Annotated in this window: 23 protein-coding genes; 3 read left to right on the forward strand and 20 right to left on the reverse strand. The window is 69.3% G+C overall.

The genetic code is table 11. From position 1 onward, the window contains the following. Positions 1-30: 30 nt before the first annotated feature. The 6 genes from rmuC to PVT71_RS06475 form a co-directional block, all read right to left on the reverse strand. Complete coding sequence (gene rmuC / locus PVT71_RS06450) at positions 31-1,170, reverse strand: DNA recombination protein RmuC (RefSeq protein WP_353473680.1); 1,140 nt, start codon at positions 1,168-1,170, stop codon at positions 31-33. Beyond that, on the reverse strand, positions 1,167-3,146 hold the full coding sequence (gene mutL / locus PVT71_RS06455) for a DNA mismatch repair endonuclease MutL (RefSeq protein WP_353473681.1): 1,980 nt from the start codon (positions 3,144-3,146) through the stop codon (positions 1,167-1,169). The genes rmuC and mutL overlap by 4 nt, the downstream gene beginning before the upstream one ends. A 64-nt stretch (positions 3,147-3,210) precedes the next feature. After that, a complete protein-coding gene (locus PVT71_RS06460; protein ID WP_353473682.1) occupies positions 3,211-3,687 on the reverse strand; it encodes an aminoacyl-tRNA deacylase in 477 nt (158 codons plus the stop codon). After that, on the reverse strand, positions 3,684-4,046 hold the full coding sequence (locus PVT71_RS06465; protein ID WP_353473683.1) for a DUF4186 domain-containing protein: 363 nt from the start codon (positions 4,044-4,046) through the stop codon (positions 3,684-3,686). Before PVT71_RS06465 ends, PVT71_RS06460 begins: the two co-directional genes overlap by 4 nt. Next, a complete protein-coding gene (locus tag PVT71_RS06470; protein ID WP_353473684.1) occupies positions 4,043-4,393 on the reverse strand; it encodes a YigZ family protein in 351 nt (116 codons plus the stop codon). Before PVT71_RS06470 ends, PVT71_RS06465 begins: the two co-directional genes overlap by 4 nt. A 39-nt stretch (positions 4,394-4,432) precedes the next feature. Further along, positions 4,433-5,488 (reverse strand): trifunctional transcriptional activator/DNA repair protein Ada/methylated-DNA--[protein]-cysteine S-methyltransferase, encoded by a 1,056-nt coding sequence (locus PVT71_RS06475; RefSeq protein WP_353473685.1) that lies wholly within the window; start codon positions 5,486-5,488, stop codon positions 4,433-4,435. Positions 5,489-5,641: 153 nt separating this feature from the next. Between PVT71_RS06475 and PVT71_RS06480 the strand changes: the two genes are divergently transcribed. Then, positions 5,642-6,016 carry a rhodanese-like domain-containing protein gene (locus tag PVT71_RS06480; RefSeq protein WP_353473687.1) on the forward strand — a complete coding sequence of 125 codons (375 nt, stop codon included), beginning with the start codon at positions 5,642-5,644 and terminating at the stop codon, positions 6,014-6,016. 95 nt (positions 6,017-6,111) lie between these two features. On the opposite strand, the gene PVT71_RS06485 is transcribed toward PVT71_RS06480, so the two are convergent. The 5 genes from PVT71_RS06485 to recO form a co-directional block, all read right to left on the reverse strand. Further along, positions 6,112-6,882, reverse strand: a complete 771-nt coding sequence (locus tag PVT71_RS06485; protein ID WP_353473688.1) for an FCD domain-containing protein — start codon at positions 6,880-6,882, stop codon at positions 6,112-6,114. A gap of 91 nt (positions 6,883-6,973) precedes the next feature. After that, a complete protein-coding gene (locus PVT71_RS06490) occupies positions 6,974-7,420 on the reverse strand; it encodes a molybdenum cofactor biosynthesis protein MoaE (RefSeq protein WP_353473689.1) in 447 nt (148 codons plus the stop codon). Positions 7,421-7,424: 4 nt separating this feature from the next. Further along, positions 7,425-7,670, reverse strand: coding sequence for a molybdopterin converting factor subunit 1 (moaD, locus tag PVT71_RS06495; RefSeq protein WP_353473690.1), 246 nt, complete (start codon positions 7,668-7,670; stop codon positions 7,425-7,427). After that, positions 7,670-8,335, reverse strand: coding sequence for a CDP-diacylglycerol--glycerol-3-phosphate 3-phosphatidyltransferase (gene pgsA, locus PVT71_RS06500; protein ID WP_353473691.1), 666 nt, complete (start codon positions 8,333-8,335; stop codon positions 7,670-7,672). The genes moaD and pgsA overlap by 1 nt, the downstream gene beginning before the upstream one ends. Positions 8,336-8,376: 41 nt before the next feature. Beyond that, the gene (gene recO / locus PVT71_RS06505) at positions 8,377-9,108 is read right to left on the reverse strand and encodes a DNA repair protein RecO (RefSeq protein ID WP_353473692.1); all 732 of its coding nucleotides are present in this window, start codon (positions 9,106-9,108) and stop codon (positions 8,377-8,379) included. Positions 9,109-9,317: 209 nt separating this feature from the next. Here recO and PVT71_RS06510 point away from each other — a divergent pair, with 209 nt between their 5' ends. Further along, positions 9,318-9,959 carry a Pr6Pr family membrane protein gene (locus PVT71_RS06510; protein WP_353473693.1) on the forward strand — a complete coding sequence of 214 codons (642 nt, stop codon included), beginning with the start codon at positions 9,318-9,320 and terminating at the stop codon, positions 9,957-9,959. On the opposite strand, the gene PVT71_RS06515 is transcribed toward PVT71_RS06510, so the two are convergent. The 7 genes from PVT71_RS06515 to PVT71_RS06545 form a co-directional block, all read right to left on the reverse strand. Beyond that, the gene (locus PVT71_RS06515; RefSeq protein ID WP_353473694.1) at positions 9,904-10,236 is read right to left on the reverse strand and encodes a DUF1491 family protein; all 333 of its coding nucleotides are present in this window, start codon (positions 10,234-10,236) and stop codon (positions 9,904-9,906) included. The genes PVT71_RS06510 and PVT71_RS06515 overlap by 56 nt on opposite strands. Further along, on the reverse strand, positions 10,229-11,137 hold the full coding sequence (gene era / locus PVT71_RS06520; protein WP_353473695.1) for a GTPase Era: 909 nt from the start codon (positions 11,135-11,137) through the stop codon (positions 10,229-10,231). The genes PVT71_RS06515 and era overlap by 8 nt, the downstream gene beginning before the upstream one ends. Before the next feature lie 13 nt (positions 11,138-11,150). After that, positions 11,151-12,077 carry a DMT family transporter gene (locus PVT71_RS06525; protein ID WP_353473696.1) on the reverse strand — a complete coding sequence of 309 codons (927 nt, stop codon included), beginning with the start codon at positions 12,075-12,077 and terminating at the stop codon, positions 11,151-11,153. Continuing rightward, entirely contained in the window at positions 12,070-12,756 is a 687-nt protein-coding gene (gene rnc / locus PVT71_RS06530) for a ribonuclease III (RefSeq protein ID WP_353473697.1), read from the reverse strand. The genes PVT71_RS06525 and rnc overlap by 8 nt, the downstream gene beginning before the upstream one ends. After that, the gene (gene lepB / locus PVT71_RS06535; protein WP_353473698.1) at positions 12,753-13,586 is read right to left on the reverse strand and encodes a signal peptidase I; all 834 of its coding nucleotides are present in this window, start codon (positions 13,584-13,586) and stop codon (positions 12,753-12,755) included. Before lepB ends, rnc begins: the two co-directional genes overlap by 4 nt. A gap of 131 nt (positions 13,587-13,717) precedes the next feature. Continuing rightward, the gene (gene acpS, locus PVT71_RS06540) at positions 13,718-14,137 is read right to left on the reverse strand and encodes a holo-ACP synthase (protein ID WP_353473699.1); all 420 of its coding nucleotides are present in this window, start codon (positions 14,135-14,137) and stop codon (positions 13,718-13,720) included. A 58-nt stretch (positions 14,138-14,195) separates the two neighbouring features. After that, on the reverse strand, positions 14,196-14,417 hold the full coding sequence (locus PVT71_RS06545; protein WP_353473700.1) for a hypothetical protein: 222 nt from the start codon (positions 14,415-14,417) through the stop codon (positions 14,196-14,198). Between the two features lie 87 nt (positions 14,418-14,504). Between PVT71_RS06545 and PVT71_RS06550 the strand changes: the two genes are divergently transcribed. After that, entirely contained in the window at positions 14,505-15,401 is an 897-nt protein-coding gene (locus PVT71_RS06550) for a LysR substrate-binding domain-containing protein (RefSeq protein WP_353473701.1), read from the forward strand. Positions 15,402-15,419: 18 nt separating this feature from the next. Here the strand turns inward: PVT71_RS06550 and PVT71_RS06555 are convergent, their stop codons facing one another. After that, the gene (locus PVT71_RS06555) at positions 15,420-16,172 is read right to left on the reverse strand and encodes a pyridoxine 5'-phosphate synthase (protein ID WP_353473702.1); all 753 of its coding nucleotides are present in this window, start codon (positions 16,170-16,172) and stop codon (positions 15,420-15,422) included. 35 nt (positions 16,173-16,207) lie between these two features. Then, a complete protein-coding gene (locus PVT71_RS06560) occupies positions 16,208-16,861 on the reverse strand; it encodes a DUF2062 domain-containing protein (RefSeq protein ID WP_353473703.1) in 654 nt (217 codons plus the stop codon). Positions 16,862-16,876: the final 15 nt, after the last annotated feature.

Consider the following 16,876-nt stretch of genomic DNA (forward strand, 5'->3'; position numbering starts at 1 on the left):
CCGATTTTCCTTGTCGAGTCGAACGAAAAGTCAGGTCTGCCTTGGCAATGGCACGATACGACCCTCGGGCGCCAGATCCTCGAAATCAAAATTGTCGAGTTTTTGGGCACGCCGGCCGGCTTTCTCGGCACTGATGCGGATCTCCGAGAGGTCGCGCGCGGCCATGCCGAAATGGCGGTCGAGGTTCTCGACCCGGTCTTCCAGCCGCTCGATGTCCTGGTGCAGAAGCCCCAGCTCGCGCCGGATCGCCCCGGCCTGCTCGCGCATCCGGGCATCCTTGAGCACCGCGCGCAGCGTGTTGAGCGTGGCCATGCAGGTGGTCGGCGAGACGATCCAGACCCGCAGCGAGAAGCCTTCGCGCACCACCTCGGGGAAGCTGGCGTGCAGCTCGGCATAGACCGCCTCGGAGGGCAGGAACATCAGCGCGGACTCGGCGGTCTCGCCATCGAGGATGTAGCGGTCCGAGATGTCGCGCAGGTGCTTGCGCACCGACATGCGAAAAGCCTGACCGGCGCGCTGCTTCGCTTCGGGCGTGTCGGCGCGGCGCAGCATCTCGTAGGCCTCGAGCGGGAACTTGGCGTCGATGACGATGTGCCCCGGCGGCTCGGGCAACTTGATCAGGCAGTCGGCGCGGCGGCCGTTCGACAGCGTCGCCTGCATCACGTAGCTGTCTGGCGGCAGCGCCTTCGAGACGATGTCGTTGAGCTGGATCTCGCCAAAGGCGCCGCGGGTCTGCTTGTTCGACAGGATGTCCTGCAGCGACAGCACGTCGCCGGAAAGCCGGGTGATGTTCTCCTGCGCCGCGTCGATCGTCTTCAGCCGCTCCTGCAGCTGGCCCAGCGAATGCGCGGTGCGGCGGGCGGTGCCATGCAGGTTCTCGGCCATGTTCTGCTGCACCTGCGCGAGGCGCTTTTCCATCAGTTGCAGCATGGCATTCTGGCTTTTCACCTGCGCCTCGGAGACATGGTGCAGCCCGCCGGCGAGCCGCTCCTGCCCTTCCGACAGCGCCTGCACCCGCTGCGACAGCTGGCTGAGCGGGTAGCCGAGCCGGGCGGCGCGGTTCGAGGCGCGGATCGACATGATGAGCAGCAGCGCAAGCAGGGCGACGCCCGCGGCGGCCCAGAGGCGCGGGTCATCGACGGCGATGCTCTGCCCGGCGATCTCGATCATGTGCGGCCGAACAGCCTCTCGATGTCCGACAGCTTCAGCTCGACATAGGTGGGGCGGCCGTGGTTGCACTGGCCGGAATGCGGCGTCGCCTCCATCTCGCGCAGGAGGGCGTTCATCTCCTCGGCGCGCATCCGGCGACCCGAGCGGATCGAGCCGTGGCAGGCGACGCGGCTGAGGATCGCCTCGAGCTTTTCCTGCACCAGCTGCGAGCTGCCGTAATCCGCCAGCTCGTCGAGGATGTCGCGGATCAGCGCCTCGGCATTCACCTCGCCAAGGATCGCGGGAGTCTCGCGCACCGCCAGCGCGCCGCCGCCGAAGGGCTCGATCGAGAGACCCATGTGCGCCAAATCCTCGGCGATGTCGAGCAGGCGCGACTGGTCGTCCTGCGACAGCTCGACGATCTCGGGGATCAGCAGCGCCTGCGCCGCGACGCCGCGCTCGGCCATCTGGCGCTTGAGCTTTTCATAGACCAGCCGCTCGTGCGCGGCGTGCTGGTCGACGATGACGATGCCGGTCTCGGTCTGGGCGATGATGTAGTTCTCGTGCACCTGACCCCGCGCCGCGCCGAGCGGCAGGTGCGCGGCCTCGGGCGCCTCGGGCATGTCCTCGACCACGCGGCCGGACCAGCTGCCGCCCATCTCGGCGAAGCCCTGCGCCTGCGGGATGCGCGGCGGGGCGGGGACGAAATTGGGGTCGGGCGCCTGCGCAGCATAGGCTGCGCTGCGCGCCCCGGCCGAGGGGCGGTCCATCTGGTAGACGCGCGGGCTGGCGACCCCCTCGGGGCGCGCGCCAAGCGGCGCGCCGCCGCCATAGGCGCCGAAGCTGCTCTCGCGCGGCAGCTCGGAGGGGACCTGCGCCGACTCGATGGGGCGGAAGTCGTGCCGCACCTCGGGGCGCAGCGCGGCCAGCGTGTCGGCCGCCACGGTGCTCGAGGCGCGGTGCCCGGCCCCGGCCAGCGCGTGGCGCAGCGCCGAGACGATGAGCCCGCGCACCAGCCCCGGCTCGCGGAAGCGCACCTCGGATTTCGCCGGGTGCACGTTGACGTCCACCAGATGCGGGTCGCAGTCGACGAAGAGCGCCACCGCCGGGTGCCGGTCGCGGCTCAGGTAATCGGCATAGGCCCCGCGCAGCGCGCCGAAGAGCAGCTTGTCCTGCACCGGGCGGCCGTTGACGAAGAGGTGCTGCGCAACCGAGGAACCGCGCGAATAGGTCGGCAGCGCCGCGTAGCCGGTGAGCCGGAAGCCGTCGCGCTCGGCGTCGATGGCCAGCGCGTTGTTGGTGAACTCGGCGCCCAGCACCTGCGCAAGCCGGCCTCTCAATGCGTCGAAGAGATCGCCCGAGACCGCGTCGGCACGGAAGCTCACCCGGTCCTTGCCGCCCGAGACGTCGCGCAGGGTGAAGCCGACCGAGGGCTCGGCCATGGCCAGCCGCTTCATCACGTCCGAGACCGACATCATCTCGGCCCGATCGGTGCGCAGGAACTTCAGCCGGGCCGGTGTGGCGAAGAAGAGATCGCGCAGGGTGACCACGGTGCCGGGGTTCAGCGCCGCCGGTTTCACCGCGCCCATCTGACCGCCCGACACGGCGATCTCGGCCCCGTCCTGCCCGGCGATGCGGCTCTGGATGGTCAGCCGCCCCACCGCACCGAGCGAGGGCAGCGCCTCGCCGCGGAAGCCGAAGCTGTGGATGTTCAGCAGGTCCGAGCCGTCGATCTTCGATGTGGCATGGCGCGACAGCGCCAGCGGCAGCTCGTCGGGACCCATGCCGCAGCCGTCGTCGCTGACCCGGATCAGCGTCTTGCCGCCGTCGGCGATCTCGACCGTGACACGGGTGGCGCCGGCGTCGATGGCGTTCTCGACCAGCTCCTTGACCGCAGAGGCCGGGCGCTCGACCACCTCGCCGGCGGCGATGCGGTTGATCGCGGCCTCGTCGAGCTGTCGAATGACGGGACGCATATTGGGGCTGTGGGTGTTCATGCCACCATACCTAGCAGGGATTTCGCGATTCTGGAACGGATTGCGCCGGGGCGGCGCGGTGCGGTCAGTCCGCCGCCAGCGGGGCCGCCCTGCCGCCCGAGACCTCTAGCGCATCACCGGGGGTGACCACCACCATCAATCCGCGCCGTCCGCCGTTCAGCACGATGCGCTCTGCCGCCATGGCGCTCGACTCGAAGGCGGTGGGCACGCGCTTCTTCTGCCCGAAGGGGCTGATCCCGCCGGTGTGCATCCCGGTCAGCCGTTCGGCCTTGGCAGGGTCCATCATCTGCGCCGACTTGCCGCCGAAGGCGCTGGCGACCCGCTTCATCGACAGCGACCCGCCCGACGGGAGCACGGCGCAGCAGGGCTTGCCGTCGACCTCGACCATCAGCGTCTTGAGCACCTTTTCCGGGTCCCAGCCGATCGCCTCGGCGGCGTGCAGGCCGATCTGCGCCTGCCCTGAGACGTAGTCGTATTCCAGCAGCTCGAACTCCACCTTGGCGCGCGTCAGCGCCTGCGTGGCCGGTGTGCCCTTGCTCATCCCCGATACCCCATCTGCCGGTCGATCCACGCGAGGATGACCGCCACCACCCGCGCCTGCTCTTTCTCGCTCAGCGCGCGCCCCGCCGCCAGCCCGTGCCATTTGGCAAGGCAGCCCCGGCAGCAGGTCGCCGTGGCATGCTGCGCGACGAAGACCGGGTGGCCGCGCATCGGTGTCTGCTTGCCGTCGTTCTTCGGCTGCGCCGGGGCGAGCCTCTCGGCGATGAAATCCCGCGCGTGCGACAGGATCACGTCGCGGCCCTTCTCGTCGGCATAGGCGCGCTCCTTCGGGCCGAGCCGGAAACGGCTGCGGAATGGCGAGCGGGCCAGCCGGTCGAAGAGCAGACCCGAGGCGCTCATTCCATGCTCTCGATATAGGTGCGCACCGCGTCCTGCACGTGGCGGAACCGGTCGCCGCCGAGGTGCTTGCCGCCGTACCAGCGGGTGACCACGATGATGTGGTCCTTCAGCCCCTCGCGCTCGAGCATGCGCAGGATCACCATGCCCGCGCCGCTCTCGCCGTCATCGTTCTTGATCGGCGCCTCGTCCGTCAGCAACCCCCAGGTGTTGTGCGTGGCCTTGGCGAACTTCTTGTTGCGCTTGAGCTCCTTGAGGAAGGCCTTGGCCTCTTCCTCCGAGGCGCAGGGCCCGCCCGAGACGGCGTATTTCGAGCCGCGGTCGCTTATGATGTTCTCGAGAATGCGCATGCCAGAGGCGTAAGCCGCGCCGCGCCAGCGCGCAAGCCTTCAGCCCGCGCGGTAGCCTCGCTCGATCTCCAGCAGCCGCTGCTTGCGCCAGAGCCCGCCGCCGTAGCCGGTGAGCGAGCCGTCGGCGCCGATCACCCGGTGGCAGGGGATCACCAGCGCGATCTGGTTGGCGCCGTTGGCCTGGGCCACCGCCCGCGTCGCCGTGGGCCGCCCCAGCGCCTGTGCCAGCGCGCCGTAGCTGCGCGTCTCGCCCGCCGGGATCTCGCGCAGGGCGCGCCAGACCGACTTGCTGAACTCCGGGCCGTGCAGCGCCAGCGGCGTGTCGAAGACGGCGCTTTCCCCGGCGAAGAACCGCGCCAGCTCCTCGCGGATCTGGTCGGAAGTCTCGAACCGCCCCACGCCGATCTCGTTCCCCGCGCCCTTGCGCAGCTTCTCGAGCTCGCGCGGCAGCGCCTTGCGGTCGATGAATTCCAGCAGGTGCAGGTGGCCCTTTGAGCAGACCGAGACCATGTCGCCGAGCGGCGTCTCGATCCAGTCCGCGCGCAGCAGCGCGTCGGGCTTCAGCGCCCCCGGCGCCACGCCGAGCGCCTTGGCAAAGCCCGCGCGGAAGGCGCTGGCGCTCTCGAACCCGGCATCAAGCTGCGCCTCGATCACCGGCGCGCCCGAGGCCAGCGCGGTGAAGCCCTCGCGCAGCCGCCGCTGCCGGGCCATCTCGAGGAAGGTCATGCCGAAGTTGCGCTTGAAGCTCCGCCGCACCGTCGAGGGATCGAGCCCCATGGCCACAAGGTCGGGCTCGGACCAGCGGAATGCGGGCCGCGCGTCGAGCGCCTCGAGCAGCCGGGCGATGACCGGGTCGCCCTTGGCCATGGGCGCCAGCGGGTGGCAGCGCTTGCAGGGGCGGAACCCGGCGGTGATGCACTCGCCCACGGTCTCGTGGAAGGTGCAGTTCGCGCGCAGGGGCTTGCGCGCGGGACAGGTCAGCCGGCAGAAGATGCCGGTCGAGGCGACGCAGACATAGGCCCGGCCATCGTAGGACGGGTCCCGGTCGAGCAGCGCCTGGTAGAGCGTGTCGGGATCTGGAAGGGCAAACAGCATGGCCCGACTCTAGCCGATCCGCGCGCGCCGCGCCGCCGGAAATCGGGCGTCTATTCGCCATCGCTCGCCGCGCCGCCGCAGCCCCTTGCCAAGCCGCGTCGGAACCCCAGATAAGACAGATAGCGAAATCGAGATATGAAGAGGACTCGCGCGATGAAGACCGAGCAAGTGGGCAGCGCCCTGCTGGAGACCTGGACCGTGGACGAGGTGGCCGGGGCCTTCGCCCGCAACGAGATCGTGCTCATCGACGTGCGCACGCCGCAGGAATACATGTTCGAGCACATCGAGGGCGCGCTGCTGATGCCCATGGCCTTCTTCAAGCCCGAGAAGCTGCCGGGGCAGGGCGAGAAGCGCATCGTGCTGCATTGCGGCTCGGGCGCGCGCTCCGAGCGGGTCGCCCGCGCCGCGCTGGCCGCCGGCATCGCCCGCATCGCCCACATGGAAGGGGGCTTCGGCGCCTGGAAGGGCAGCCACAAGCCCTACATCGGCACCAACATGGCGACCGGCGCGCCGGTCCCGGTCAGCTGAGCCGCCGCGCCCCGACCTTCTTCTCTTTCCAAATACGCCGGGGGGTGAATTGGCCGCAGGCCAAGAGGGGGGCAGCGCCCCCCTTTCCGCCCGCGTCAGCCGCGCCCCGTCACCCGGTCGAAGCGCTGGCGGGCGACGTCCTCGTCGCGCGTTGCCTTGCGGTCGGCGACCAGCGCCGCCTCGACGTAGCCGAGGTGGGCCTGCACCGCCGCCTTCGCCCCCGCCGCGTCGCGTGCCTGCAGCGCCGCGTTGATCGCCCGGTGCTGCTCGAGCAGCGCCTCGCGCGTGGTGCGCTGCTTGAACATGACGGTGCGGTTGTAGAACACCCCCTCGCGCAGCAGCTGGTACATCGAGCGCATCATGTGCAGCATGATGACATTGTGGCTGGCCTCGATGATCGCGAGGTGGAAGTCGGCGTCGAGCCGCGCCTCCTCGGCCGGGTTCCGCTTCAGGTGCGCCGCCGCCATCTTCTCGAAGAGCGCGTCGATCACCTTGAGATCCGAGGGCGTGCCATGTTCCGCCGCGCGCTCGGCGGCCAGCCCCTCCATGTCGCGCCGGAAGCTGAGGTAGTCGAAGACCGCCTCGTCATGCTTGGAGAATAGCTGGATCAGCGCGTCGGAGAAGGCCGAGCCCAGCACCTCGGTGACGAAGATGCCGGCCCCGGCACGGGTCTCGAGCAGGCCGCGCGCCTGCAGGTCGGCGACCGCCTCGCGCAGCGAGGGGCGCGACACGCCGAGCCGTTCCGAGAGTTCGCGCTCCGCCGGCAGGCGCTCGCCCGGGCGCAGGATGCCGCGCAGGATCAGCTCCTCGATCTGCCGCACCACGGCGCTGGAGAGTTTCTCGGACTGGACGGGGCGGAAGGGCATCGGAGACGTCCTGAAGGGCGGGAATTGGTCAGATCATATGACCGCAGGGGCCGCGTCTCAAGCGCGACGGAAGGAGAGGTCGGGCAAAGCCCTACCAGCGCGACAGCGCGTCCTCGTCCTCGTCCTTGGCGGCGACCCACGACGTGCCACTGGTGCCGCTTTCCTTCTTCCAGAAGGGCGCGCGGGACTTGAGGTAGTCCATCAGGAACTCCGCCGCCTCGAAGGCGTGGCCGCGGTGCTTCGAAGCCGTGGCGACCATCATGATACGCTCGCCCGGGCCCATGCGACCGTAGCGGTGGATCACCAGAACCTCGCCCAGATCCCAGCGCGCCTCGGCTTCGGCGGCGATCTTCTGAAGCGCCTTGAGGGTCATGCCGGGGTAATGCTCGATCTCCATGGTCTCGAGCGTGCCCGACACGTCGCGCACCACGCCGGTGAAGGTCACCACCGCGCCGAGATCGGCGCGGCCCGCGGCGAAAGCCTCGGCCTCGGCGCCGAAGTCGAAGGGCTCTTCCTGCACGGTGACGCGGATTGCCATCGGCTCAGCCCCCGGTCATCGGCGGGAAGAAGGCGACCTCGCGCACGCCGGCGAGCGGCGCGTCGAACTCCGACAGTTCCTGGTCCAGCGCGACACGCAGCGCCGAGAGGTCGGAGAAGGCCATGGCGTAGCGCTCCTCGCGCCCGCGCAACTCGGCGATGAGGTCGTTCACCGTGGCGGCCTCGGTCTCGTAGCGCTCCTTCGGCAGGCCGATACGCTCGCGCACCCAGGCGAAATAGAGCAGGTCCATCACTTCTCGTCCTTCAGGAACGGCAGGGCCTTCACGAAGTAGTCCCAGCCGGTGATCAGCGTCAGCGCCGCGGCGATCCACAGCAGCGTCAGGCCGAGGTGCCCGGTCCAGATCATCCCGGCCTCCTGCCAGCGCAGCCCGTGCGGATCGGCGCCGCCCGAATCGAGCGCGCGGGTGACCGTCTGCTGGTCCAGCGCCTCGACGCTGAGAGCAAGGTAATGCTCGAACACCCCCTGTGAAAAGAGCGTGGCGATGGCGATCATCTGGAACGTGGTCTTCCACTTGGCGAGCTTGGTCACCTTGAGCGTGCCGGCGACGTCGCCGAGATACTCGCGCAGGCCCGCGACGAAGACCTCGCGGAAGAGGATCATGGTCGCCGGCAGCACCAGCCAGGGCGACATCGAGGAATAGCCGACGATCACCATCAGCGCGATCACCACCATCGCCTTGTCGGCGATCGGATCGAGCATGGCTCCGATCTTGCTTTCCTGCCCCCAGAGCCGCGCGAGGTAGCCGTCGAACCAGTCGGTGACGGCGGCGCTGATGAACAGCAGCAGCGCGAACCAGTCGGCGAGCGGCCGCGAGAAATAGAGGAACATCACCGCCACGCCGGGGGCGGCGATCAGGCGGAGGGCGGTGAGGATATTTGGAAGGTTCCAGCGCATGCGACTTACGTAGCGCGCTTTTTGGGGAGGGGAAAGACGCCTCACGCCTCAGTGCTGCGGCGAAATCTCTCGACATAGGCGGCGCGTGCCTGCGGCAGCGGACGGTCGCGCAGCGAGGGGGCCAGATGGCGCTCGAGGAAGTGTCCGGTGGTGCGCAGGGCCTGCAGGATCTCGCCGTCGGGACCGGGGCCCTCGCCCTTGAGAATGTCGGGCAGGGGCAGCAGACGGTCGGCCCATTCCCCGGCTGCCTGGCGCGAGACGGCGCGGCCGGTGCGGGGCGAGACGAAGCACAGTTCCTCGTTGGTGCCGCGCACCGCGCAGGCCGAGAGGTCGAGCCCGAATCCCATCTCGTCGAGCAGCGCCATCTCCCAGCGCAGGTAGGCCAGCGGCCAGACCTCGCGCTGCGGCAGCAGGTCGAGCAGCGCCTCGGTCCGGGCGTAGAGGCGGGGATGCGGCTCGCGCTCGGGCAGCGAGAAGGCGAGCAGCGCGCAGACCGCGTTGAGCCCCGCCAGCGTCAGCCGGTCCGCCATGGCCTGCGCCGCGCGCGAGCGCTGCGGCTCGGCGGTGAAGGTGCCGAGGTGATCCTCGAGCCGCGCCTTCCACGTCAGGTCGAGCTGCGCCCCCGGCTGCAGCAGCGGCGCGACGCGCCGCGAGGCACCGCCGCGCAGCACGCCCAAGTGCCGCCCGTGGTCGGGGGTGAAGACCTCGAGGATCGCAGAGCTTTCGCCATGCCTGCGCGTGGTCAGAAGGATGCCGGTGTCGCGCCATTCCATGCGCGCACTCTCGGAGTTTGCAGGGATGGGGGCAAGGGGGCGCGCGAGGCGCCGCCGCGCGTCAACCCGCTGTCACGAAAGCCTGCCAATTGCGCCGTACCCTGCACGCGACGGTCGCGGCCCGCCGCTCTCACCCGAGTGTGAGAAGCCGTGGCTTGATCTCGCAATGACTCCGGAGGTGCAGTAGGATGGTCGGCCCGGGAGATGCCATGACCCAGAACCAACGCCTCACCGCCCTGCTCATTGCCCTGCTCGCGATCGGCGCGCTGTGGCTTCAGGTTTACGTGGGGCTGGCGCGGCGACCGGAGCAGACGGTGCTGGGCGAGTTCTGGCGACTCGGGCGCTACTTCACCATCCTGACCAACCTCATGGTGGCGGTGACCTTCGGCATGATCGCCGCGGGACACCGGGCGCAGACATGGTGGCTGGCGGCGATCACGCTCTGGATCCTCATCGTCGCCATCGTCTACCACGCGCTGCTGGCGCGGCCGCTGGACGGGCTGCGCTGGTGGTCGGACATGGCGGTGCACACCTTCGTGCCGATCGCCGTGGCGCTCTGGTGGCTGGCGCTGGCGCCGAAGGACGGGCTGCTGCCGCGCCACGCGCTCTGGTGGCTGCTCTGGCCGCTGGTCTACGTCAGCTACGCGCTGATCCGCGGCGAGTTCGACGGGCGGCACCCGTATTTCTTCATCGACCCGCACGAGGTCGGCTGGCCCGGGGTGGGGCTCTGGTGCCTTGCGCTGGGGATCAGCTTCTGGCTCGCTGGGCTCGGAGTCGTGGTGCTGGGGCGGCTGCTCAGCCGTCCATCTCCTCCAGCAGGTGACGCCCCTGACGGTCCTCAAGCTCAATGACCCAGAGATCGGGGTCGAAGTCGCGCTGTTTCGAGACCCGCGCGTCCACCTCGTATTCCGGCCCCTCGGCCAGCGTGGTCCAGCGCCGCGCGCCGGTCATCAGGTCCCATTCGCGGGTGAAGGCGGCGGCCTGCCCGTCGAGCGTGGCAAGCTTGACGATCACCGCCCCGGCGGTGTCGTCGCCATGGGCGGTCACGTAGGCTGGGATGTCCAGCAGCGACAGCCGCCGCAGGTAGGCGCCGACCCAGACATGGGTGGCGAGCCGCGGCTCAGGCATTGCCGTCCTTGAACTCGAGGCCCATCTCGGAATAGCGCTCGGCCTCTTCGAGCCAGTTCTCGCGGACCTTCACCTGCAGGAAGAGGTGCACCTTGCGGCCGAGGAATTCCTCGAGCTCGGCGCGCGAGGCCTGGCTGACCGACTTGATGGTCTCGCCCTTCTTGCCGAGCACGATGCCCTTGTGGCCGTCGCGGGTGACGTAGATCACCTGGTCGATGCGGGCCGAGCCGTCCTCGCGCTCTTCCCAGTGCTCGGTCTCGACCGTCAGCTGGTAGGGCAGTTCCTGGTGCAGGCGCAGGGTCAGCTTCTCGCGGGTCATCTCGGCGGCGATCATGCGCATCGGCAGGTCGGCGATCTGGTCCTCGGGGTAGAGCCAGGGGCTCTCGGGCACCTCCGACGCCAGCCACTTGCGCAGCGCGTCGACGCCGTGGCCGCGCTCGGCCGAGATCATGAAGGTTTCGGCAAAGGGATAGGCCTCGTTCATCTTCTGGGTCAGCGCCAGCAGGTCCTCGGCCTTCACCCGGTCGATCTTGTTGATCGCCAGCGCCACCTTGCGGCCGCGCGGGAGATCCTGCAGCCCCTCGAGGATGCGCTTCACCCCGTCGGTCAGCCCGCGATGCGCCTCGATCAGCAGCACGATGATGTCGGCATCCGAGGCCCCGCCCCAGGCCGCCGCCACCATGGCGCGGTCGAGCCGGCGGCGCGGCTTGAACAGGCCCGGCGTGTCGACGAAGACCAGCTGGCTCTCGCCCTCCATGGCCACGCCGCGGATTCGGGTGCGGGTGGTCTGCACCTTGTGGGTGACGATCGACACCTTGGCGCCCACCATGCGGTTGGTGAGCGTCGACTTGCCCGCGTTGGGCTCGCCGATGAGGGCGATGAATCCGGCACGTGTGGTCATTGGGGCGTTCCCGTTACTGACGATCCGTGGCCCTTACAGGCTTTTGCGGCGCGGGGCCAGAGCGGCCGCTGCGGATCAGGGTATAGCATCCCGAGACGACAATCAGCACCGCTCCTGCGAGCGTCCACAGATCCGGGTGCTCGCCGAAGAGCAGGTAGGCGAAAGTCAGCGCCACCAGCAGCCGCGAGTAGCGGAAGGGCGCGACCACCGAGACCTCGCCGGTGCGCATGGCGCGGGTGAGGGCGGTGTAGGCGGTGACGCCGACGACGCCGGTGGCCAGCAGCTTCAGCAGTTCGATCGCCTGCGGCAGGCGCGGCGGGGCGGGATCGAAGGGCAGCAGCAGCAGGCCTGCCACGGTGACGACGCCGAAGCCGAGGATGCCGAGCTGCCGCGCCGAGACCGCGGGCGGCGCCGCGCGGGTGTAGAGGTCGCGCATGGCAAAGCCGAACATCGCCGCGAGAGAGAGCAGCGCGTCGAGCCGGAACGCCTCGGGCGTCGGGCGCACGATCAGCAGCACGCCCATGAAGCCCACAGACATGGCGGCCCAGCGGCGCGGGCCGACCTTCTCGCCGAGTAGCAGCGCGGCGCCCGCGGTGACCACCAACGGCGCTGCCTGCAGGATCGACGAGGTGACCGACAGCGGCGTGTAGGCCAGCGCCAGCGCGAAGAAGAGCCGCCCCATGATCTCGAAGAAGGTGCGCAGCAGCAGGCTCGGGCGCAGCATCGCGGGATGCAGCACTGCCTCGCCCGCGCGCAGGGTCAGCAGGACGAAGAGCGTCACGCCGGTCAGGCCGAAGATCAGCGTCGCCTCGCCCGGCGGCAGGCCGGGGGCGACCGACTTGAAGAGCGCGTCCTCGACCGCGAAGAGCGTCATGGCCAGAACCATGAACCCCGCGCCGGTCGCGTTCGCGCTCACGCGCGGCGCGGCGGCATCAACCATTCTCGGAGACTTGTGCCAGCAGCGCCGCGGCGGCTTCCTGTTCGGCCTTGCGCTTCGAGCCCGCGGTGGCCTCGGCCTTCTGGCCCGAGGCGAGGCGCACCTCGATGGTGAAGACCGGCGCGTGGTCGGGGCCGGAGCGGGAAGTCTCCACGTAGGCGGGCGGGGTCATGCCGCGCGCCTGCGCCCATTCCTGCAGCGAGGTCTTGGCGTCGCGCGCATCCTGCTCGACGGTCGAGACGCGCTCGCCCCAGAGGCGCAGGATCATCTCGCGCACCTTGTCGAAGCCGCCGTCGAGGTAGACCGCGGCAATCACCGCCTCCATCGCGTCGCCGAGCAACGCCTGCTTGCGCCGCCCGCCCGACATCATCTCGGAACGGCCCAGCTTCAGCGCGGCGCCGATGTCGACCTCGCGCGCGACCTCGGCGCAGGCTTCCTTGCGCACCAGCGCGTTGAAGCGCGGCGCGAGCTGGCCCTCGCTGGCCTTGCGGTCCTCGCCGAGCAGCGCCTCGGCCATGACGAGGCCGAGCACGCGGTCGCCGAGGAACTCGAGCCGCTGGTTGTCTTCGCGGCCGGGGCCGGACATGGACGAATGGGTCAGGGCGCGCCGCAGCAGCTCGGGCCGGTCGAACCGGTGGCCAAGCCGCTGTTCCAGCGCTTCTATCTCGGCAGAACGCTTCATGTGATCTTGTGGAAGAACCGATCCGACCGCCAGGTCCAGAAGAACAGCATGGACCGGCCGGACGAGGAGAACATGACGCGGGTCGCCTTGCCGATGATATTCTCGAAGGGCACGTAGCCGACGCCGCCCGCGGCGTTGGGAACGCGGCTGTCGGCGGAGTTGTCGCGGTTGTCGCCCATCATGAAGAAGTGACCCTCGGGAACGGTGTAGATCGGCGTGTTGTCCGACCCCTGCATGCCGATGTTGAGGATATCATGCTTCACGCCGTTGGGCAGCGTTTCCGTCCAGCGCGACTTCTCGCAGACGCCGCCGTCGCCGACCGGGCCGTTCTCGCAGCGCGGACGCAGCCGTTGCGGGCCCTGCGGCTCGGCGGTCTCGGTGAAGGTGCCGTTGGCCTCGACCTCGACCGGGGTGTCGTTGATGTAGAGCAGGCCCTGCTTGACCTGGATCCGGTCGCCCGGCAGGCCGACCACGCGCTTGATGAAGTCGGTGCCGTTCACCGGGTGGCGGAACACCACCACGTCGCCGCGCTCGGGCTCGGAGCCGAAGAGGCGGGTGTTGTCGCCGTCGAGGAAGCCGCAGATGTCCTTGGCGTCGATGTTGATGCCGAAGGCGCCCAGCCGGATCGACGGGCAGGAGGCATAGGAATAGCCGTAGGTCATCTTGTTGACGAAGAGGAAGTCGCCGATCAGCAGCGTGTCCTTCATCGAGCCCGACGGGATCCAGAAGGGCTGGAAGAACAGCGTGCGGAACACGCCCGCGATGACCAGCGCCCAGAACACCGTCTTCACGGTCTCCCAGATTCCGCCCGATTTCTCTTCTTTCGCCATGGAAACCCGCCTTTGTGCCTCGGTTCCTTGGCTTCATGGGCGGGGCGCGTGTGAGTGTCAAGGCGGCGCTGAGGCCGGGCAAATCTCTTCGGGGAGATTTGCAAAACCCTTCGAAGGGTTTTGTGCGCGCGTTACCCCGCCGTGATGGGCCCCGCGAGGGGGCGCGCCTCGATCACCACGAAGGCCTGCGCCCAGGGATGGTCGTCGGTCAGGGTCACGTGGATGATGGCCTCGTGGCCGGGCGGGGTCATCGCGTCGAGCCGCTCCTTCGCCCATCCGGTGACATGCATCACCGGCTGTCCGGTGGGCAGGTTGGTCACCGCCATGTCCTTCCAGGAGATGCCCATGCGCAGCCCGGTGCCGAGCGCCTTGGAGCAGGCCTCCTTGGCCGCCCATCGCTTGGCATAGGTGCCGGCCACGTCCTTGCGGCGTTCGGCCTTGCGCTGCTCGGTCTCGGTGAAGACGCGGTTGCGGAAGCGGTCGCCGAAGCGCGCGAGCGTCGCCTCGATCCGGTCGATGTTCGCCAGATCCGTGCCGATTCCGAGGATCATCTGCAGGGCCGCTCCCGTGTTGCTCGCCCTGTCGGGGAACCCCATCGCGGCCGCTGTGTCAAGCGCAGTGCGCCGGAAGGCCGGGTCTGGCGGAGGCGCCACGCGCGGCGCGGGGCAGGGGGGCGGGCTGGCGCGTCTCGACCTCTGCCATGCGCGGCAGCGGCAGGTCGGCCAGTTCGCGCTGGCTCATCCGCGCGATGTCGGGGTGGTCGAGCGGGCCGCGGCGGACCGGCTCGGTGTGGTGGTGCGGCCCGAACAGGGCCTCGAGAATCTGTCTCATGTCGTATCCTTTCGTTTGGCTAAAAGATAAGCCTTCGATGCGCATATTTAATTGCACATCCTGCATGTCAGGGTTTAGCTCATGTGAATGAAGAGCCTGAACGCGCATTCCCTTCACGGGCTGCGGGTGATCGAGGCGGTCGCCCGGAACGGCACGCTGTCGCGCGCCGCGGCGGAGCTTGGCAGCTCGGTCGGGGCGGTCAGCCAGCAGGTCGCCCGCGCCGAGAAGGCGCTGGGATTGCAGCTGTTCGACAGGGCCCGCGAGGGGATGCTGGTGCGCCCCGAGGCGGCGGAGTTCCTGGCGCGACTCGGCGAGGGCTTCACCCGCGTCAGCCAGGCGGTCGAGGCGCTGGAGCACCGGCGCGACAAAGTGGTGACGATCTCGGTCGCGCCGATCTTCGCGACGCGCTGGCTGATCTGGCGGCTCAAGGAGTTCTACGCCCAGCACCCCGACATCAAGGTGCGCATCGACATCAATACCGGGCTCATCGACCCGCAGCGCGCCGACATGGACTTCGGCATCCGCATCGGGCCGGGGGACTGGCCGGGGGTGAAGGCCGAGCCGCTCTTCGACCAGCTCATCGTGCCGGTCTGCAGCCCCGAGATCGCCTGCATGCTGCGCACGCCCGCCGACCTGTCGCGCGTGCCGATCATCCGCGATCCCGCGGCGATGTTCGGCTGGGACGCCTGGCTGGGGCCGGAGGGAGTTTCAGAAGACATCCTCGGCGAGGGCCCCGAGTTCCCCGATTCCGCCATGTGCCTCGACGCGGCGATCTCGGGGCTGGGGGTGTTTCTCGCCTTCGAGGTGCTGGTGCACGACGCGCTGCGCATGGGCAGCCTCGTCATGCCCTTCCCGCGCTACCGGCGCACCGGGTTCCGCTACGCGCTGGTCTCGGCACCGGACCGGGTGCCGGGGCCGGACCAGCAGGCGTTCCGTCGCTGGCTGAAGAAGACGCTGCGCGAGGAAGGGCTGGGCGAGGGCTGACCCCCGCCCGGCGGGCGCTTACGCCCGCGCCTCGTCCATCAAGCGGCGCATCTCGGCGATCGCCGGGCCGAGGCCGAGGAAGATCGCCTCGCCGATCAGGAAATGGCCGATGTTGAGCTCGACCACCTCGGGGAAGCCGGCGATGGGCTTGACGGTGTCGTAGGTCAGGCCGTGACCGGCGTGGACCTCGAGCCCCAGCGAATGGGCAAAGGCAGCCATCTCGCGCAGGCGCTCCAGCTCGGCATCGCGCTCGTCGAACTTGCCCTCCGCGTGCAGGTCGCAATAGGCGCCGGTGTGCAGTTCGATCACCTGCGCGCCGATGCGGTGCGCGGCCTCTATCTGCGGCCGGTCGGGAGCGATGAAGATCGACACGCGGCAACCCGCCTCGCGCAGCGGCGCGATGAAATGCGCCAGCCGGATCTCCTCGCGCGCCACCTCGAGCCCGCCCTCGGTGGTGCGCTCCTCGCGCTTCTCGGGGACGATGCAGACCGCGTGCGGCCGGTGGCGCAGGGCGATGGCCTGCATCTCCTCGGTCGCGGCCATCTCGAAGTTGAGCGGCACCGAGAGCGTCTCCATCAGCCCGTCGATATCGGCGTCCGAGATGTGGCGGCGGTCTTCGCGCAGGTGCGCGGTGATGCCGTCGGCGCCCGCCTCCTCGGCGATCTTCGCGGCGCGCAGCGGGTCGGGATAGGCGCTGCCGCGGGCGTTGCGCACGGTGGCGACGTGGTCGATGTTGACGCCCAGTCTCAGGCGCCCGGCATAGGTGGTCATCGGATGTCCTCCGGGGGGTCGGTCTGCGCCGGACCCTAGTCGGACGCGCCGCCCTCGTCAGCCGCTTTCTGCTTCTTTTTCAGGGCGGCAAGCTTTTTCTTCAGCGCGCCGCGGCGGCGGTTCTGGTAGGCGCGGATCACCGGCACCGACAGGTAATAGGCGATGAGCCCGCAGATGATGCCGGGGAGGATGCCGCCGATCAGGTAGGGGTAGAACACCTCGTGGAAGAAGATCCGCAGGTTCGTCCAGTCGGTGGTGTCCTGGGTGAAGATCGCGCAGATGTTGTGCCAGAGGTCCTGGCCCGCGTAGGTGAACTTGTCGAGCAGCGAGGCGTGGTGCGGCGAGCGCCGGTCGATGCCCAGCAGGAAATACCCCAGTTCCAGCGAGACGATGCCGATCGGCACGTAGGTCAGCGGATTGCCGAAGAACGTCCCGAGCAGCGCCGCGATGATGTTCCCCCGCACGAGCCAGGCGATGGTCGCGGCGACCACGAAGTGCAGCCCGTAGAGCGGGGTGAACGTGGTGAACACTCCGGCAAAGATGCCGCGGGCGATCTTCTCGGGCGAGTCGGGCAGGCGGTGCAGACGATACTGGACGTAACGGGCGGCGCGCCCCCAGCCGCCGCGCGGCCAGAAGAATTCGAGCACGGCCCTCCAGACTGGCCGCTTGTCGCGCCGCTTGAAAACCAAAGGCGCCCTTCCCCT

The sequence above is a fragment of the Salipiger sp. H15 genome, from assembly GCF_040409955.1.
GTDB lineage: Bacteria > Pseudomonadota > Alphaproteobacteria > Rhodobacterales > Rhodobacteraceae > Salipiger.

Excerpts from the sequence above, each read along its gene's own strand:
- acpS (WP_353473699.1), bottom strand. The coding sequence starts at position 14,137 with ATGATCCTCGGAATCGGCACGGATCTGGCGAACATCGACCGGATCGAG.
- PVT71_RS06480 (WP_353473687.1), top strand. The coding sequence starts at position 5,642 with ATGAAGACCGAGCAAGTGGGCAGCGCCCTGCTGGAGACCTGGACCGTG.
- PVT71_RS06485 (WP_353473688.1), bottom strand. The coding sequence starts at position 6,882 with ATGCCCTTCCGCCCCGTCCAGTCCGAGAAACTCTCCAGCGCCGTGGTG.
- lepB (WP_353473698.1), bottom strand. The coding sequence starts at position 13,586 with ATGGCGAAAGAAGAGAAATCGGGCGGAATCTGGGAGACCGTGAAGACG.
- PVT71_RS06510 (WP_353473693.1), top strand. The coding sequence starts at position 9,318 with ATGACCCAGAACCAACGCCTCACCGCCCTGCTCATTGCCCTGCTCGCG.
- PVT71_RS06490 (WP_353473689.1), bottom strand. The coding sequence starts at position 7,420 with ATGGCAATCCGCGTCACCGTGCAGGAAGAGCCCTTCGACTTCGGCGCC.
- PVT71_RS06550 (WP_353473701.1), top strand. The coding sequence starts at position 14,505 with ATGAAGAGCCTGAACGCGCATTCCCTTCACGGGCTGCGGGTGATCGAG.
- era (WP_353473695.1), bottom strand. The coding sequence starts at position 11,137 with ATGACCACACGTGCCGGATTCATCGCCCTCATCGGCGAGCCCAACGCG.
- pgsA (WP_353473691.1), bottom strand. The coding sequence starts at position 8,335 with ATGCGCTGGAACCTTCCAAATATCCTCACCGCCCTCCGCCTGATCGCC.
- moaD (WP_353473690.1), bottom strand. The coding sequence starts at position 7,670 with ATGGACCTGCTCTATTTCGCCTGGGTGCGCGAGCGTATCGGCCTGCCG.
- PVT71_RS06460 (WP_353473682.1), bottom strand. The coding sequence starts at position 3,687 with ATGAGCAAGGGCACACCGGCCACGCAGGCGCTGACGCGCGCCAAGGTG.
- mutL (WP_353473681.1), bottom strand. The coding sequence starts at position 3,146 with ATGAACACCCACAGCCCCAATATGCGTCCCGTCATTCGACAGCTCGAC.
- PVT71_RS06555 (WP_353473702.1), bottom strand. The coding sequence starts at position 16,172 with ATGACCACCTATGCCGGGCGCCTGAGACTGGGCGTCAACATCGACCAC.
- PVT71_RS06525 (WP_353473696.1), bottom strand. The coding sequence starts at position 12,077 with ATGGTTGATGCCGCCGCGCCGCGCGTGAGCGCGAACGCGACCGGCGCG.
- PVT71_RS06465 (WP_353473683.1), bottom strand. The coding sequence starts at position 4,046 with ATGAGCGCCTCGGGTCTGCTCTTCGACCGGCTGGCCCGCTCGCCATTC.
- PVT71_RS06475 (WP_353473685.1), bottom strand. The coding sequence starts at position 5,488 with ATGCTGTTTGCCCTTCCAGATCCCGACACGCTCTACCAGGCGCTGCTC.
- PVT71_RS06545 (WP_353473700.1), bottom strand. The coding sequence starts at position 14,417 with ATGAGACAGATTCTCGAGGCCCTGTTCGGGCCGCACCACCACACCGAG.
- PVT71_RS06470 (WP_353473684.1), bottom strand. The coding sequence starts at position 4,393 with ATGCGCATTCTCGAGAACATCATAAGCGACCGCGGCTCGAAATACGCC.
- PVT71_RS06515 (WP_353473694.1), bottom strand. The coding sequence starts at position 10,236 with ATGCCTGAGCCGCGGCTCGCCACCCATGTCTGGGTCGGCGCCTACCTG.
- rnc (WP_353473697.1), bottom strand. The coding sequence starts at position 12,756 with ATGAAGCGTTCTGCCGAGATAGAAGCGCTGGAACAGCGGCTTGGCCAC.
- rmuC (WP_353473680.1), bottom strand. The coding sequence starts at position 1,170 with ATGATCGAGATCGCCGGGCAGAGCATCGCCGTCGATGACCCGCGCCTC.
- recO (WP_353473692.1), bottom strand. The coding sequence starts at position 9,108 with ATGGAATGGCGCGACACCGGCATCCTTCTGACCACGCGCAGGCATGGC.